Source organism: Chromobacterium sp. Rain0013 (assembly GCF_015291765.1).
In the GTDB taxonomy this organism is placed as follows: Bacteria; Pseudomonadota; Gammaproteobacteria; order Burkholderiales; family Chromobacteriaceae; genus Chromobacterium; species Chromobacterium haemolyticum.
The window spans coordinates 2,326,739-2,340,709 of sequence record NZ_CP031514.1 but is presented as its reverse complement, the minus strand read 5'-3'; the positions used below and the strand labels follow the sequence as shown (position 1 = coordinate 2,340,709).

Below are 13,971 nucleotides of genomic sequence, written 5' to 3'. Positions count from 1 at the left end.
CATGGACTTATACAGAGGACTGAATAGTTACGCTGAAGCTGTGGCAATACTGACCCACGGAACTGCTGGCGGGTTCGCCCCCATACCCAATGAAGTTCCAGCCAAGCCGCCTAAGGACGCCTGTGATGCACAAAAAGGAACCGATGGCGAAACCCGTTACTCCCAAGACTCCGCCTGGGACTACTTTATGCAGAAGAATCACACAGGAGACAACGCGATAGTTGAATACACCACGAACGGCAACACAGCGGATCAGTTTAGTCGTCCGCTTACGATTGGCATCGAGATAGCAGATGCATGGTGCTATTCATTCGACAACGACCAATTGGAAAGTGGAGTAATGATTTTTCGAAGAGCCCCATTTATAAAAATATACGGCCTCAAGATCAGCAAGCCCCAAATACATGCTAGTCGTTCGAAAAATGACACAACTTACTTTACGATGCTACAGCATTTGGCCTTGAAGGCACAGATAAAAATTTTTCCCTGACGAGACAAACCAATGCCTCACCCTATCGACACTAAAGCTACCCTACGCGCCCCTTTGACTATCAAGAACAGGCTATTTAGATAAAGATAGCAAGAGTAATGAAGGCTTTTTATTTACCCACGAACACTGACCAGTGAAATACAATTCACCAACATTTTTCTAGAAAGAAGAACATGGATGATGACTTCCTTTTTTCTGGCATAGGCAGTACGCGCGAAAAAAACTCAACACTCCTTAAGGCTAAGCAGTCACGCTACCATGCAATAAAAGAAGTGCCCATAAACAAAATACAACTAAGAGGAGACTCCTACACAACCGGCGTTCATCATGAGCTAATGGTTTTTCTAGAAAACTCAATAAATATAAGGGTATCAAGAACAAATGGGGAGGACACCCTTCAATTAGATGCTATAGATACAGGGAAATATGCAAAAAATGTACTACATGAAAAGATAATAACCGATAAAAAAATAAACACAAAAACCGTTTTTATTGCATTTTCAGAAGCAAAAAATGCTAGACCATACTACGACCAAGCAGATTGCCAAACCTTTGCGGCAGAAGTCTACAAAAAAATAACAGGAGAACCGCTTAACTCGAATTTAGGGGACGATGACTTCATATAAAACCGACTGACTATGCCAACTCAAATTAAGATAGAACACAAAAGAAGCACCTGTACTAGAGGCGGACATATGCCCACTACTAAGAACCTGAAATAAGCCCCCACTCAATTTATTTATTTTTATAACCTACAAAAATACTAAGGGCCGTAGGTTGGGCTGAATGCAATGAAGCCCAACGTTTACCATTCACCAATCACAAGCAGCAAAATGTTGGCTTTCCCCTTCACCCATACAATGAACGTAACCCATTAACCACCATGCCCCGCCCCTCCGACAAAACCACCCCGCTCTCCCTCAGCGCCTCCGCGCTGAAAGAGCTGTACCCGGACAGCCTGTCCGGCGACGAGGCGCTGAACGCGCTGGGCAGCTTCACCCTGGCCGGCTTCAGCGATAGCGCGCTGACGCTGGACAAGGCGGTGGCCTCCCACCTGACGCTGAGCCTGCGCCGCGACGACAACACCCGGCCGCTAGACGGCCTGTGCGCGGCGATACGCCAGCTGCCGGGCGACGCCACCGCGGACCGCTACAGCGTGACGCTGCGGCCCTGGCTGTGGTGGCTGAGCCTGGCCGGCAACAACCGCATCTTCCAGAACCAGAGCGTGCCGGACATCGTAAAAGCGGTATTCGCCGGCCACGGCTTCAGCGACTACCAGCTGAAGCTGGACGCCACCTATCCCAAGCGCGAGTACTGCGTGCAGTTTGGCGAGAGCGATCTCAATTTTGTAATGCGGCTGCTGGAAGACGCCGGCATCTTCTGGTTCTTCACCCACGCCGACGGCAAACACACCCTGGTGCTGGCGGACGGCAACAGCCATTTCCCGGACTGCCCCAATAACGCCAAGATTCCCTATCTGGGCCAGGACCTGGGCGGACGCGAGCTGGAAGGCGTGCGCAGCGCCGGCATCAGCCGCCAGGCGGTGGCCGGCGGCTACCGCGCCGGCGATTACGAATTCACCACCGCCAGCGCCTCGCTGTACGCGCAGGCGCTGGCCAAATCCGATCTGCCCAATCTCTACCAATACCCGGGCGGCTACGCCAAGAAGGCCGATGGCGACGCGCTGGCCAAGCAGCGCAGCGACGGCCTGCGCGCCGAGGAAGTGGAGCTGGTGGGCGACAGCGATTGTCGCTGGCTGATTCCCGGCCACTGCTTCACCCTGAGCGGCCACCCGGACCCGGCCTGCAATATCGCCTGGGTGGTGACCCGCGTCAGCCACGAGGCCGGCCAGCAGCATTACCGCAACCGCTTCGCCGCCATCCCCAAGGCCACCCCCTATCGCCCGCCGCGGCTCACCCCCAAGCCGGTGATGCACCCGCAGGTGGCCAAGGTGGTGGGCAAGGCCGGCGAGGAGATCTGGACCGATAAATACGGCCGCGTCAAAGTGCAATTCCCCTGGGACCGCGACGGCAAGGACAACGAATCCAGCTCCTGCTGGCTGCGAGTGATGCAGCCGTGGAGCGGCAAGGGCTTTGGCATGCAGTTCATCCCGCGCATCGGCCAGGAAGTGATTGTCAGCTTCATCGACGGCGACCCGGACAAGCCGCTGGTCAGCGGCTGCGTCTACAACGGCGACAACGCGCTGCCCTATGAACTGCCGGCCAAGCAGGCGCAGTCCGGCCTCAAGACCAACTCGACAAAAGGCGGCGGCGGCTTCAACGAACTGCGCTTCGACGACAGCAAGGACAAGGAGGAAGTGTTCTTCCAGGCGCAGAAGAACTACACCGTGAAAGTGCTCAACGACGTGGCCGCTGACGTGGGCCACGACGAAACCCTGGTGGTGAAGAACGAGCGCAAGCGCAGCGTCACCGAGGGCAACGACAGCCTCAGCGTGGACAAGGGCAACCGCACGGTGGAAGTGAAAACCGGCAATGAAACCCTCAACGTCAAGGGCAAGCGCACGGTCAAGGTGGAAGGCGACCAGAGTCACAGCACCGGCGGCAATCACGAACACAAGGTCAGCGGCAACTACACGCTAACCGTGGACGGCAACCTCACCATCAAGGTCAGCGGCACCCTCACCCTGCAAAGCGGCGGCGCCTTCACCGCCAAGAGCGACGCCGCCTACACCGCCCAGGCCGGCACCAGCCTGACCAATAAGGCCGGCACCGGGCTCACCAACCAGGCGGGCACCGAGCTGACCAATAAAGCCGGCACCACGCTGACCAACGACGCCGGGGTGTCGCTAACCAACAAGGCCAGCGCCAGCCAGACGGTGGACGGCGGCGGCATGCTCACCCTCAAGGGCGGGCTGATCCAGCAGAACTGATGCGATGGCGGAACCAATAGACATCCAACAAGACCAGCAGCGCTTCGTCGGCCAGCTGGGCGACGGCAAGCTGCAAGGCCCGGCGCGCATCGAGCAGGCCGGCGCGCCGCTGGCGCGCTTCCACTACCAGGACGGCCAGCTGCACGGCCCGGCCACCCTGCTGCACCCCAGCGGCCAGCCCTCGGCCCAGCTGCATTACCAATGCGGCCAGCTGCACGGCGCCGCGCAGTATTGGTCGCCGGAGGGCGCGCTGCAACGCCAGGCTCATTACCGCCACGGCCTGCCGCACGGCGAAACCCGCACCCTGTTTCCCAACGGCCAGGCGGCGGAGCTGGCGGTGTACCGCAACGGCCTCAAGCACGGCCTGCAACAGCGCTACCACCCCAACGGCGCGCTGGCGGAACGGCAGAACTTCATCGAGGGCAAACCGCTGGGGCCGCCGGAACGCTTCGCCGACGACGGCCGGCCGCTGAACGCGGACGGCAAACCGATGGCGCGCTGGCGCTGGTGGTGGCAAAAAATGATGGGGTGAGCGCTACACCTGCCGCCCCAGCCACACCACTCGCCCCAACACCGAGAAATCCGCCGGCGGCGCGGCCAGGTCCACCTCAAACGGCGGATAAGCCTCATTGGCGCTGGACAAACCCAGCTTGCCGCCCGGCAGCCTCTGCGCCCGGCGCACCACCACCTCACCGTCCAGCTCCAGCGCGTACAAGCCGCTGCCCGGCTGGGTTTCCGCCCGGTTGATCAGGGCCAGGTCGCCATCGTTCAACACACCGTCCATCGCATCGCCCGCCACCGCCACCGCCGCCAGCTGGCCGGCCGGCAACTTGAGCCGGGATTCCAGCCAGCCCAGCGCCAGCGGCAGAGCCGCGCCGTCGCCGTAACACGGCACCTCCACATGCGCGCCTTGCGGCGCATACGGCGCCAAGGGCTCGCCGGTGCGCGGCCCCGTCGCCCCCGGCAAGGCTTCCCCTTCGCCAAACAGCAGCCAATCCAGCCGCGCGCCGGTCAGCCGCGAAAACTTGGCTACCAGCACGGCGGACGGTTTGCGCGTGCCGCCTTCGTAGTTCTGCAGCGACACCAGCGATATGCCCAGTTTCTGCGCAGTGACGTCGCGCGCTTCTTTCAGCACCGTGTCGCGGATAAACCTCAATCGTTTGCCAAGAGATTCCAATATCCACCCCCTCAGAATCGGTTCAAAGTCTGCTGCGCTTCATGGCGCCTTGTACCGCGCCGCGCCGCCATTCCGCTGCCTCAGCCGCAACGCCTTGTCCCGCTTGAGCCCCCCAGCGCCCTGAACAGGCTCTCAGCTTCAACAAGGAACGAAGCGGATAGACGGAAAAACCACATTCACGGTCACTGCAATAAGTTGATTTTATTGAATATATTTATATTTTAAAATTTCGGACCACGCTCGCATTTGCAATTAACCGCGATCGTGGTCAGATAGCGTCACGCCAATGACTCAACAGGCTAACGCCGCCAAGGCCAGCCAAACCAGTCAGCGGATAAGGCCCGCGGCCACCCGCCAGGCCGCCCTTGGGTCAAGGCGGAACCGGAGTTCCGACACGATTCGTGCATTCTAAGCCGCTCATCTCGAAATCGCGAATCCAGCCGGTCCGGCTTCCGCCCAGCGGACCACGCCCCGCGCCAGCCCATAACGGACTTCTAGGAGCCTCCATGCCGATACGCAACCTCCTCGCCCGATTCGCCAAACCGCCGCCGGCCAAACCGCCCGCCCGCCTGATCAAGACCGTCCAGCAGTTGCACGCGCAGCGCAGCGACAACCCCGCCCTCGCCGCCATCGACCTTGAACTGGCCTATCTGTCCCGCTGCTGCGAACACTACGACGACATCGCCGACGAACTGCGCCAATGCTGCGAGGCGCTGAGCGCGCTGCTGCTGATGCTGCGCCACACGGAAAACGCGCAACTGCGCGGCAAGGCGCTGTGGGCCTTGCTGGAGCCTTTGCAACAACGTTTGCAGCTGGCAGCGGCCAAGCTGGAGGCGGTAACGTCCTGAACGCCCATCGGCCCGCATTGCCTGATGCTTGGGCTGCGCTGGCGCCATGGGAGATACACGCGGCGGGCGCCCCTCATCCCTCCAATATCCGCCGCGCGCAGGCCTCGTCGGTAACCAGGCCGGACAGCCATTCGCCGCGCAGCGCCGCCAGGATGGCGGCCGCCTTGTCCTCGCCGCCGGCGAAGGCGATCACCGGTTTGGCCGGCCGCGGCCTCAAGGCCAGGCTGGTTACCCGCTCCTGCACCGTTTCGCCCACCAGCCGGCCGGCGCTGTCCATCGGCCGGCCCAGCAGCTCCGCCACCGCTTCACGCGCCATCAGCCCGGCAATCTCCTGCGGATCCAGGAAGCCGTCCTCCTGCAAGGGGCAGCCCGGCGCAATGGCGCCGATGCCGATGAAGGCCACGTCGGCCTCCGCGCCCAGCGCCTCCACCGCGCGGTACAGCCGGTGGTTGCACCATTGCGCGCGGTCGTCGACGCTGTCGGCGTACAAAGGCGCCGGCAGCAGGTAGTAGCGGCTCTGGGTTTTCTGCGCCGCCGGCAAGGCCACGTCGTAGCGGTTGGAACAGCCGTCGTGGGCGATGGTGCCGATCAGCGACACCAGCCGGTGCTGCGGGCTGTGAATGTCGCCCAGTTCGTCGATCACGGCCTTGAGCGTGCGGCCGGACCCCAGGGCCACCACCAGCGGGCGCGGCTGCTGCAAATAGCTCTCGAACACGCGCGCGCCGGCCACCGCCAGCTTCTTGCGCAATTCGGCCGGGGCGTCGCCGTCGGCCGGCACCACCTCGCACAGCTGCAGACCAAAACGCTGGCGCAAGGCTTCCGCCAATGCCAGGCAGGCCGCCACCGGATGCGCCACCGTCACCTTGACCAGGCCCTGGTCCACCGCCGCCGCCACCAGCCGCTGCGCCACCTGACGCGACACTTGCAACTGCTCGGCGATCTCGTTCTGGGTCTTGCCCGCCACGTAATACAGCCAGGCGGCCCGCGCCGCCTGGTCCAGCTTTTCCTGCTGTTTGGACAAAACACCCTCCTCGCTCGATGTGGCCCCGCCCGCGTCCGCAACGCGGAGACACGCATTCTAAACGATTGGCGCATCGCGCTTCATTTGCCGCGAAAGCGAAGAAATAGCCTTTTAAAATCATGCTGCTATGCAGCACTTCTTTTTCGTTCTCCGCGCTTGACAGCCTCCTGCATTTTATCGAATATTTGCCCACAACAAGAGCAAATGCTCAAAAATTATCTGGAGGAGAAATCATGAAGTTGAAACACAAGGTGGCCATCGTCACCGGCGCGGCCAGCGGCATCGGGCTGGCGGTGGCGCTTCGCTACCTGGCCGAAGGCGCTCGCTGCTTACTGGTGGACCTGCGGCTGAGCCCTGAGCTGCAAGCCCTTGCCGGCGGGCCGGATGCGGACAACACGGCCTTGCTGGCCGCCGACATTAGCAAGCGCGACGATATCGGACACATCGTCCGCGCCGCGATCGAGCGCTTCGGCCGCGTCGACATCCTCTACAACAACGCGGCACTGTTTGATCTGGCCCCGCTGCTGGAAGCCAGTTGGGACAGCTATCAGCGGCTGTTCGCGGTCAATGTCCAGGGCATGTTCTTTCTGATGCAGGCGGCGGCGCGGCAAATGGTGGCCCAGGGCGAGGGCGGCAAGATCATCAATCTGTCGTCCCAGGCCGGCCGCCGCGGCGAGGCGCTAGTGGCCCATTACTGCGCCACCAAGGCGGCTGTGATCAGCTACACCCAGTCAGCCGCCTTGGCGCTGGCTCCGCACGGCATCAACGTCAACGCCATCGCGCCCGGCGTGGTGGACACGCCGATGTGGGAGCAGGTGGACGCGCAGTTCGCCCGTTACGAGGGCCTCGCCCCCGGCGAGAAAAAACGACGCGTGGGCGCGGCGGTGCCGCTGGGCCGCATGGGCAGGCCGGAGGATTTATGCGGCGCGGCGGTGTTTCTCGCCTCCGCCGACGCGGACTACATCACCGCCCAGACGCTGAACGTGGACGGCGGCAACTGGATGAGCTGAGCCGCCGCGCCCGCGCCAGCAAACCACCCTGTCCCACGCTGCAAGACCCGATCCAAAACCGTTGACACAGCCCAAGCCGGGCCGCCGCATCGCACACGGCAAGCCGGCCGCACAAGCTTTGTCCGCAACGCTTCAAGCAAGGAGAAACGCCATGACCAGACCCTACCGCTTCCCGCTGGCCGCCGCTCTGCTGCTGGCCGGCTCCGCCCACGCCGCCACCCTCACCATCGCCACGCTGAACAACCCGGACATGATCACGCTGAAAAAGCTGTCCCCGGCTTTCGAGGCCCAAAACCCCGGCATCAAGCTCAACTGGGTGGTGCTGGAAGAAAACATGCTGCGCCAACGCGTCACCACCGATATCGCCACCAAGAGCGGCAAATTCGATCTGATGACGATAGGCACGTACGAAGCGCCGATCTGGGCCAAAAAAGGCTGGTTGCAGCCTATGGATCAACTGGCGCCCGGCTATGAGCTGGCCGATGTGGTCAAGACCGCGCGCGACGCGCTGTCCTACAAGGGCCAGCTATACGCGCTGCCCTTCTACGTGGAAAGCTCGATGACTTATTACCGCAAGGACTTGTTCGCCAAACTGGGGCTGAACATGCCGGAGCGGCCCACTTACCAGCAGATCGCCGGTTTCGCCAAAACGCTGAAGGAAAAAGGCGGGGTGTACGGCATCTGCCTGCGCGGCAAGGCCGGCTGGGGCGAGAACATGGCCTATCTGTCCACCTTGGTGCACACCAACGGCGGCCGTTGGTTCGACGAGCAATGGCGCCCGACGATAGACAGCCCGGAGTGGAAGCAGTCGCTGAACTTCTACGTGGACTTGATGCGCCGCTACGGCCCGCCCGGCGCCAGCACCAACGGTTTCAACGAGAACCTGACCCTGTTCGCCAGCGGCAAATGCGGTATCTGGATAGACGCCACCGTGGCCGCAGGGCTGTTGTTCAATCCCAAGGAGTCTCAGGTGGCGGATAAAGTGGGCTTCGCCCAGGCGCCGACGGGGGTGACGCCCAAGGGCTCCAGCTGGCTGTGGTCCTGGGCGCTGGCGGTGCCCCAATCCTCGCGTCAGCAGGCGGCGGCCAAACAGTTTGCCCAATGGGCCACCTCCAAGGACTACATCCGGCTGGTGGCCAAGGATCAGGGCTGGACTTCGGTGCCGCCCGGCACCCGCCTGTCCACTTACCAACAGCCGGAATATCTGAAGGCCGCGCCCTTCGCCAAATTCGTGCTGGCGGCGATCCAGCAGGCTAATCCCAACGACCCGGCGCTGAAAAAAGTGCCCTACACCGGCATCCAATATGTCGGCATCCCGGAGTTCCAGTCCTTCGGCACCGTGGTGGGCCAGGCCGTTTCCGGCGCGCTAGCCGGTCAAAGCAGCGTGGACGCCGCGCTGAAAGCCGGCCAGGCGGCGGCGGACCGGGCGGTGCGGCAGGGCGGCTATCAAAAGCCGTAAGCATCAGAACCCAAGAGCCTGTTCCCAGCGCTTCGCCGCCCCCATCCACCCACGACCGCCGCCACGGCGGTCCGGAGGAAACCCCATGCCCTCTCCCGCTCATACTTTGCGCGCCGCCGCCGGCGCGGCCCCGCCTTCCAGGACACGCCGCGGCGGCGCGCAGCGCTGGCTGCTGGCGCCGGCGGTGCTCAGCCTGTTGCTGTGGTCGCTGGTGCCGCTGGCGATGACCCTGTATTTCTCGGTCAACCGCTACAGCCTGCTGAGCCCGGACGAATCCGGCTTCGCCGGCTTGGACAATTACCGCTTTCTGTGGAGCGACCCGGCCTTTTTTCCCTCCATCGCCAACACCTTGCTGCTGACCGGCGCGGTGCTGCTGATCTCCGTCGTCGGCGGCGTGCTAATGGCGGTGCTGTTCGACCAGCCCTGTTTCGGCCGCGGCCCGGCCCGGCTGCTGGCCATTGCGCCCTTCTTCGTAATGCCCACCGTGGGCGCGCTGATCTGGAAAAATATGCTGCTGCACCCGGTCTACGGCCTGTTCGCCGCCGCCGCGCAAGCGCTGGGCCTGCCGCCGGTGGACTGGCTGGGCCAATACCCGATGTTCTCGCTCATCCTGATCGTCAGCTGGCAATGGCTGCCCTTCGCCTTCTTGATCCTGCTCACCGCCATCCAGTCGCTGGACCCAGAACAGAAAGAGGCGGCCCAGATCGACGGCGCCGGCCCGCTGGCCATGTTCTTCCACATCATCCTGCCTCACCTGAGGCGGCCCATCGGCGTGGTGGTGATGATTGAAACCATCTTTCTGCTGTCAGTGTTCGCGGAGATCTACGCCACCACCGGCGGCGGCCCCGGCACCGCCACCACCACGCTGTCCTTTTTGATCTACGCGGTGGGCCTGCAGCAGTTCGATGTCGGCCTGGCTTCCACCGGCGGCGTGCTGGCGGTGGTGCTGGCCAATATCGTGGCGGTGTTCCTGATCCGCATGCTGGCGCAAAACTTCAAGGAGGAGAGGCAAGCATGAATGGTAAACCAACCCTGTCCTGGCGCTACGCCGCCACCTCCGCCTCGGCCTGGCTGATCGCGCTGCTGCTGTTCTTCCCCATCTTGTGGATGCTGCTGACCGCCTTCAAGACCGAGGCCCAGGCCTACCAGCTCAGCCTGTGGTTTCAACCCACGCTGGACAGCTTTCGCGAGGTCTTCGCCCGCAGCGACTACCTGGCCTTTGCCGGCCATTCCATCGCCGTGTCCTTTGGCGCCACCGCGCTCAGCCTGGTGCTGGCGGTGCCGGCAGCGTACAGCCTGGCTTTCCATCCCGGCGCGCGCGCGCAGCCGCTATTGCTATGGATGCTGTCCACCAAGATGCTGCCTTCGGTGGGCGTGCTGCTGCCGGTCTATCTGCTGCTGAAACAGGGCGGCCTGCTGGATACCGTGACCGGACTGGCGCTGGTCTACGCGCTGGCCAATCTGCCGATCGCGGTATGGATGGCCTACACCTATTTCTGCGAAGTCCCGCGCGAAATACTGGAGGCCGCGCGCATAGACGGCGCGGGCCTGTGGCAGGAGATCGTCCACCTGCTGCTGCCGATGGCGCTGCCCGGCCTGGCCTCCACCAGCTTGCTGCTGTTGATTCTGAGCTGGAACGAGGCTTTCTGGAGCATCAATCTGTCCAGCGCCCACGCCGCGCCGCTGACGGTGTTCATCGCCTCCTACTCCAGCCCGGAGGGCCTCTTCTGGGCCAAGCTGTCCGCCGCCTCCCTGCTGGCGGTGGCGCCTATCCTGGCGCTGGGCTGGCTGACGCAAAAGCAGCTGGTGCGCGGCCTGACATTCGGTGCGGTCAAATGAGCGGCACCGTCGCCCATCTGGTCTGCGACTGCGATGGGGTGCTGCTGGACAGCGAGGCCGCCGCCCAGCGGGCACTGCAAATACAACTGGCGGCGCGCTTGCCGCCCGGGGTGGACGCGGCCGCCGTGATCCAGCCGCGGCTGGGCATGACGCTGGAGGCGCTGTTGGCCGACATCGCCGGCCAGCACCCCTTGCCGCTGACGCCGGACGAGATCGCGCGCATCCGCCGCGCGGTGGACGCCGAGGTGGCGTCGCGGCTGCGGGCCGTCCCCGGCGTGGCCGCCGCCTTGCGGGCCATTCCCTTGCCCAAGGCGGTGGCCAGCAACAGCGCCGGGGCGCGGGTGCGCGCGGCCCTGCGCCGCACCGGACTGTGGCCCTTGTTCCAGGGCCGCGTGCATTGCGCCGACGAGGTGGGCGCAGCCAAGCCGGCGCCGGATGTCTACCTGGCGGCCTGCCGCTCGCTGCGCGCCGCGCCGGATCACTGCCTGGCGCTGGAGGACAGCGTTACCGGCGTCACCGCCGCCCGCGCCGCCGGCCTGCGCGTGCTGGGCTTCGCGGGCGCCGGCCACATCGCCGCCGGCCACGCGGAGCGGCTGCTGGCAGCCGGTGCCGGCCAGGTGTTCGACGATATGCGGCGGCTGCCGGAGCTGGTACGCCGGCTGCAAGCCCGTCCGTTCTGAAATACGAGTAAGGAGAAAACGCATGGCAAGCGTCCAATTGCGCAATGTGGGCAAACGCTACGGCGACGGTCCGGAAGTGATGTCCGATATTCAACTGCACATCGACGACGGCGAGTTTGTCGTCTTCGTCGGCCCGTCCGGCTGCGGCAAGTCCACGCTGTTGCGCATGATCGCCGGCCTGGAGGAGATCAGCGCCGGCGAGCTGGAGATAGGCGGCGAACGCATGAACGAGGTGCCCGCGGCCAAGCGCGGCATCGCCATGGTGTTCCAGTCCTACGCGCTCTACCCGCATATGAGCTTGTACGACAATATGGCCTTCGGCCTCAAGCTGGCCGGCAAGAGCCGCGCCGAGATCGACGCAGCGGTGCGCCGCGCCGCCTCCATCCTGCACATTGACCACCTGCTGGAACGCAAGCCCAAGGCTCTGTCCGGCGGACAGCGCCAACGGGTGGCCATAGGCCGCGCCATCACCCGCCAACCCAAGGTGTTCTTGTTCGACGAGCCCCTGTCCAATCTGGACGCGGCGCTGCGGGTCAAAATGCGGCTGGAGTTTGCCCGCCTGCACCAGCAGCTGAAAACCACCATGATCTACGTAACCCACGACCAAGTCGAAGCGATGACGCTGGCGGACAAGATCGTGGTGCTGTCGGCCGGCCGCGTAGAACAGGTGGGCGCGCCGCGCGCGCTGTACCACCATCCGGCCAACCGCTTCGTCGCCGGCTTCATCGGCTCGCCCCGGATGAATTTTCTGCCGGCCCGCGTGCTGAGCATCCTGCCGGAAGGCGTGGCCGTGCGCCTGGACGGCGGCGGCGAACTGCTGGCGGCGGTGGAGGCGCAAAACCTGACGCCCGGCGACGTCGTCACCGTCGGCATCCGCCCGGAACACCTGCAGCCGGCCTCCGCCGCGCCAGCGGCGCTACGCGCACGCGTGGCCGCGGTGGAAAGTCTGGGCGACTGCGCCTATCTGTACGCCGAAACCCCGGACTCCGACGAGCCGCTGATCAGCAGGATCTCGGACGCGCAGAACTTCGTCGCCGGCGACGAAACGGGCTTCAGCGCCCTGCCGCGGCACTGCCACCTGTTCCGCGAAAACGGCCAGGCCCTGCCACGCCAAACCGCCTCGCCGCAGCCCTAAGCCACCACGGAGCCAAACGATGACTCTCTCCTCACCCCCGCCGCGCTGGCTGCACATCGGCGCCGGCGCCTTCCATCGAGCCCACCAAGCCGCCTATCTGGACCAACTGGCCGGCGCCGGCGCCGAGCCCTGGCGGCTGGCCGTCGGCAATATCCGCGCCGACCAGAACCCGCTACTGGAGCAATTGGCGGCGCAACAAGGCCAGTACACGCTGGAAACGGTCAGTCCGGCCGGCGAGCGCCTCTACCGGCGCATCCGCGCCATTGACGCGGTGCTGCCCTGGAACCGCCGGCTGAGCGCGCTGATAGACGAAGGCGCGCATCCGGCCACCCGGGTGATCTCCTTCACCGTCACCGAAGCCGGCTACTACCTGAACCAGGAGCAGGCGCTGGACACCGCCAATCCGGAGCTGGCGGACGATTTGCACGGCGGGCTCAATACCTTGTACGGCGCGGTTGCCGCGATTTTGCGCGCGCGAGCGGCGCGCGGCGGCGGCGCGCTCACCTTGCTCAATTGCGACAATCTGCGCCACAACGGCGAACGCTTCCGCCAGGGCCTGGAACAGTTTCTGACCCTGCGCCAGGAACACGAGCTGCTGGCGTGGACGCGCCGCCACAGCAGTTGCCCCAACGCCATGGTGGACCGCATCACCCCGCGGCCGCCGCCGGAACTGGCGGAACGGGTGGCCGTCGCCACCGGCTGGCGCGACCCTTGCGCGATCACCGCGGAATCCTTCACTCAATGGGTGATAGAGGATCGCTTCGCCGCCGGCCGCCCGGCGCTCGAGCGCGTCGGCGCGCAGCTGGTGGCCGACGTCCAACCCTATGAGGAAGCCAAGATTCGCATCCTCAACGCCAGCCACAGCGGCATCGCCTGGGCCGGCAGCCTGCTTGGCCTGGACTTCATCCATCAGGGGGCGGCGGACCCGGACATCCGGCGGCTGGCTTACGACTACGTCAGCCAGGATGTAATCCCCTGCCTTAGCCCCAGCCCGCTGGATCTGGCCGGCTACCGCGACAGCGTGCTGGAGCGCTTCGGCAATCCGGCGCTGTGCGACAGCAATCAGCGCGTGGCGGCGGACGGCTACGCCAAGCTGCCCGGCTTCATTGCACCCACGCTGCGGGAATCCATCGCCGCCGGCCGCCGGCCGGACGCCTGCGCCATGCTGCCGGCGCTGTTCCTACGCTTTTTGCAACGCTGGCGCGCCGGCCGGCTGGCTTACTCCTACCAGGACGGCAGCATGGACATCGCCGCCTGCCATCGCATGTTGGCGGCCGCCGACCCGGTGGCCGCCTTCTGCGCAGACCCAGGGCTATGGGGCCCCTTGGCCGGCGCCCCGGCGTTGGCCGCGCCCTTGCGCGCCGCGCTGGCGCGGGTGGACAGCTGGCTGGAAACCCGCGGACGGGGATAGACTGCGCGAGA

14 protein-coding genes are annotated in these 13,971 nt (G+C 64.4%); 12 read left to right on the top strand and 2 right to left on the bottom strand.

Going from position 1 to position 13,971, the window contains the following annotated elements; all coding sequences use genetic code 11:
- Nucleotide 1 precedes the first annotated feature (1 nt).
- The 4 genes from DXT74_RS11025 to DXT74_RS11010 all read left to right on the top strand — a co-directional run bounded on the left by DXT74_RS11025 (nucleotide 2) and on the right by DXT74_RS11010 (nucleotide 3,912).
- On the top strand, nucleotides 2–490 hold the full coding sequence (locus DXT74_RS11025; protein ID WP_194427944.1) for a hypothetical protein: 489 nt from the start codon (nucleotides 2–4) through the stop codon (nucleotides 488–490).
- Between the two features lie 173 nt (nucleotides 491–663).
- Nucleotides 664–1,116 (top strand): hypothetical protein, encoded by a 453-nt coding sequence (locus tag DXT74_RS11020; RefSeq protein WP_194427943.1) that lies wholly within the window; start codon nucleotides 664–666, stop codon nucleotides 1,114–1,116.
- Nucleotides 1,117–1,373: 257 nt separating this feature from the next.
- On the top strand, nucleotides 1,374–3,380 hold the full coding sequence (locus tag DXT74_RS11015) for a type VI secretion system Vgr family protein (protein WP_194427942.1): 2,007 nt from the start codon (nucleotides 1,374–1,376) through the stop codon (nucleotides 3,378–3,380).
- 4 nt (nucleotides 3,381–3,384) lie between these two features.
- The gene (locus DXT74_RS11010) at nucleotides 3,385–3,912 is read left to right on the top strand and encodes a toxin-antitoxin system YwqK family antitoxin (protein WP_043633482.1); all 528 of its coding nucleotides are present in this window, start codon (nucleotides 3,385–3,387) and stop codon (nucleotides 3,910–3,912) included.
- 3 nt (nucleotides 3,913–3,915) lie between these two features.
- Here the strand turns inward: DXT74_RS11010 and DXT74_RS11005 are convergent, their stop codons facing one another.
- Nucleotides 3,916–4,536: a S24 family peptidase gene (locus tag DXT74_RS11005; RefSeq protein WP_043633480.1), complete on the bottom strand. Its 621-nt coding sequence runs from the start codon at nucleotides 4,534–4,536 to the stop codon at nucleotides 3,916–3,918.
- 527 nt (nucleotides 4,537–5,063) lie between these two features.
- Between DXT74_RS11005 and DXT74_RS11000 the strand changes: the two genes are divergently transcribed.
- Nucleotides 5,064–5,405 (top strand): hypothetical protein, encoded by a 342-nt coding sequence (locus tag DXT74_RS11000; protein ID WP_043590140.1) that lies wholly within the window; start codon nucleotides 5,064–5,066, stop codon nucleotides 5,403–5,405.
- Nucleotides 5,406–5,478: 73 nt separating this feature from the next.
- Here DXT74_RS11000 and DXT74_RS10995 read toward each other — a convergent pair whose 3' ends face one another.
- Entirely contained in the window at nucleotides 5,479–6,426 is a 948-nt protein-coding gene (locus tag DXT74_RS10995; protein ID WP_194427941.1) for a sugar-binding transcriptional regulator, read from the bottom strand.
- Nucleotides 6,427–6,659: 233 nt separating this feature from the next.
- Between DXT74_RS10995 and DXT74_RS10990 the strand changes: the two genes are divergently transcribed.
- The 7 genes from DXT74_RS10990 (at nucleotide 6,660) to dalD (ending at nucleotide 13,960) form a co-directional block, all read left to right on the top strand.
- The gene (locus DXT74_RS10990; protein WP_194427940.1) at nucleotides 6,660–7,436 is read left to right on the top strand and encodes an L-iditol 2-dehydrogenase; all 777 of its coding nucleotides are present in this window, start codon (nucleotides 6,660–6,662) and stop codon (nucleotides 7,434–7,436) included.
- 151 nt (nucleotides 7,437–7,587) lie between these two features.
- Entirely contained in the window at nucleotides 7,588–8,895 is a 1,308-nt protein-coding gene (locus DXT74_RS10985) for a sugar ABC transporter substrate-binding protein (protein WP_043590143.1), read from the top strand.
- An 85-nt stretch (nucleotides 8,896–8,980) separates the two neighbouring features.
- Nucleotides 8,981–9,913, top strand: a complete 933-nt coding sequence (locus tag DXT74_RS10980; RefSeq protein WP_194427939.1) for a carbohydrate ABC transporter permease — start codon at nucleotides 8,981–8,983, stop codon at nucleotides 9,911–9,913.
- Nucleotides 9,910–10,734: a carbohydrate ABC transporter permease gene (locus DXT74_RS10975; protein WP_194427938.1), complete on the top strand. Its 825-nt coding sequence runs from the start codon at nucleotides 9,910–9,912 to the stop codon at nucleotides 10,732–10,734. The genes DXT74_RS10980 and DXT74_RS10975 overlap by 4 nt, the downstream gene beginning before the upstream one ends.
- The gene (locus tag DXT74_RS10970) at nucleotides 10,731–11,414 is read left to right on the top strand and encodes an HAD family phosphatase (protein WP_194427937.1); all 684 of its coding nucleotides are present in this window, start codon (nucleotides 10,731–10,733) and stop codon (nucleotides 11,412–11,414) included. Before DXT74_RS10975 ends, DXT74_RS10970 begins: the two co-directional genes overlap by 4 nt.
- Before the next feature lie 22 nt (nucleotides 11,415–11,436).
- On the top strand, nucleotides 11,437–12,549 hold the full coding sequence (locus tag DXT74_RS10965) for an ABC transporter ATP-binding protein (protein WP_194427936.1): 1,113 nt from the start codon (nucleotides 11,437–11,439) through the stop codon (nucleotides 12,547–12,549).
- Nucleotides 12,550–12,568: 19 nt separating this feature from the next.
- Nucleotides 12,569–13,960: a D-arabinitol 4-dehydrogenase gene (gene dalD / locus DXT74_RS10960; RefSeq protein WP_194427935.1), complete on the top strand. Its 1,392-nt coding sequence runs from the start codon at nucleotides 12,569–12,571 to the stop codon at nucleotides 13,958–13,960.
- Nucleotides 13,961–13,971: the final 11 nt, after the last annotated feature.

Bases quoted from the DNA above. Each gene is read 5' to 3' on its own strand.
- DXT74_RS11010 (WP_043633482.1), top strand. From the start codon at position 3,385: ATGGCGGAACCAATAGACATCCAACAAGACCAGCAGCGCTTCGTCGGC.
- DXT74_RS10975 (WP_194427938.1), top strand. From the start codon at position 9,910: ATGAATGGTAAACCAACCCTGTCCTGGCGCTACGCCGCCACCTCCGCC.
- dalD (WP_194427935.1), top strand. From the start codon at position 12,569: ATGACTCTCTCCTCACCCCCGCCGCGCTGGCTGCACATCGGCGCCGGC.
- DXT74_RS11000 (WP_043590140.1), top strand. From the start codon at position 5,064: ATGCCGATACGCAACCTCCTCGCCCGATTCGCCAAACCGCCGCCGGCC.
- DXT74_RS10970 (WP_194427937.1), top strand. From the start codon at position 10,731: ATGAGCGGCACCGTCGCCCATCTGGTCTGCGACTGCGATGGGGTGCTG.
- DXT74_RS11015 (WP_194427942.1), top strand. From the start codon at position 1,374: ATGCCCCGCCCCTCCGACAAAACCACCCCGCTCTCCCTCAGCGCCTCC.
- DXT74_RS10990 (WP_194427940.1), top strand. From the start codon at position 6,660: ATGAAGTTGAAACACAAGGTGGCCATCGTCACCGGCGCGGCCAGCGGC.
- DXT74_RS11025 (WP_194427944.1), top strand. From the start codon at position 2: ATGGACTTATACAGAGGACTGAATAGTTACGCTGAAGCTGTGGCAATA.
- DXT74_RS10985 (WP_043590143.1), top strand. From the start codon at position 7,588: ATGACCAGACCCTACCGCTTCCCGCTGGCCGCCGCTCTGCTGCTGGCC.
- DXT74_RS11020 (WP_194427943.1), top strand. From the start codon at position 664: ATGGATGATGACTTCCTTTTTTCTGGCATAGGCAGTACGCGCGAAAAA.
- DXT74_RS10965 (WP_194427936.1), top strand. From the start codon at position 11,437: ATGGCAAGCGTCCAATTGCGCAATGTGGGCAAACGCTACGGCGACGGT.
- DXT74_RS10980 (WP_194427939.1), top strand. From the start codon at position 8,981: ATGCCCTCTCCCGCTCATACTTTGCGCGCCGCCGCCGGCGCGGCCCCG.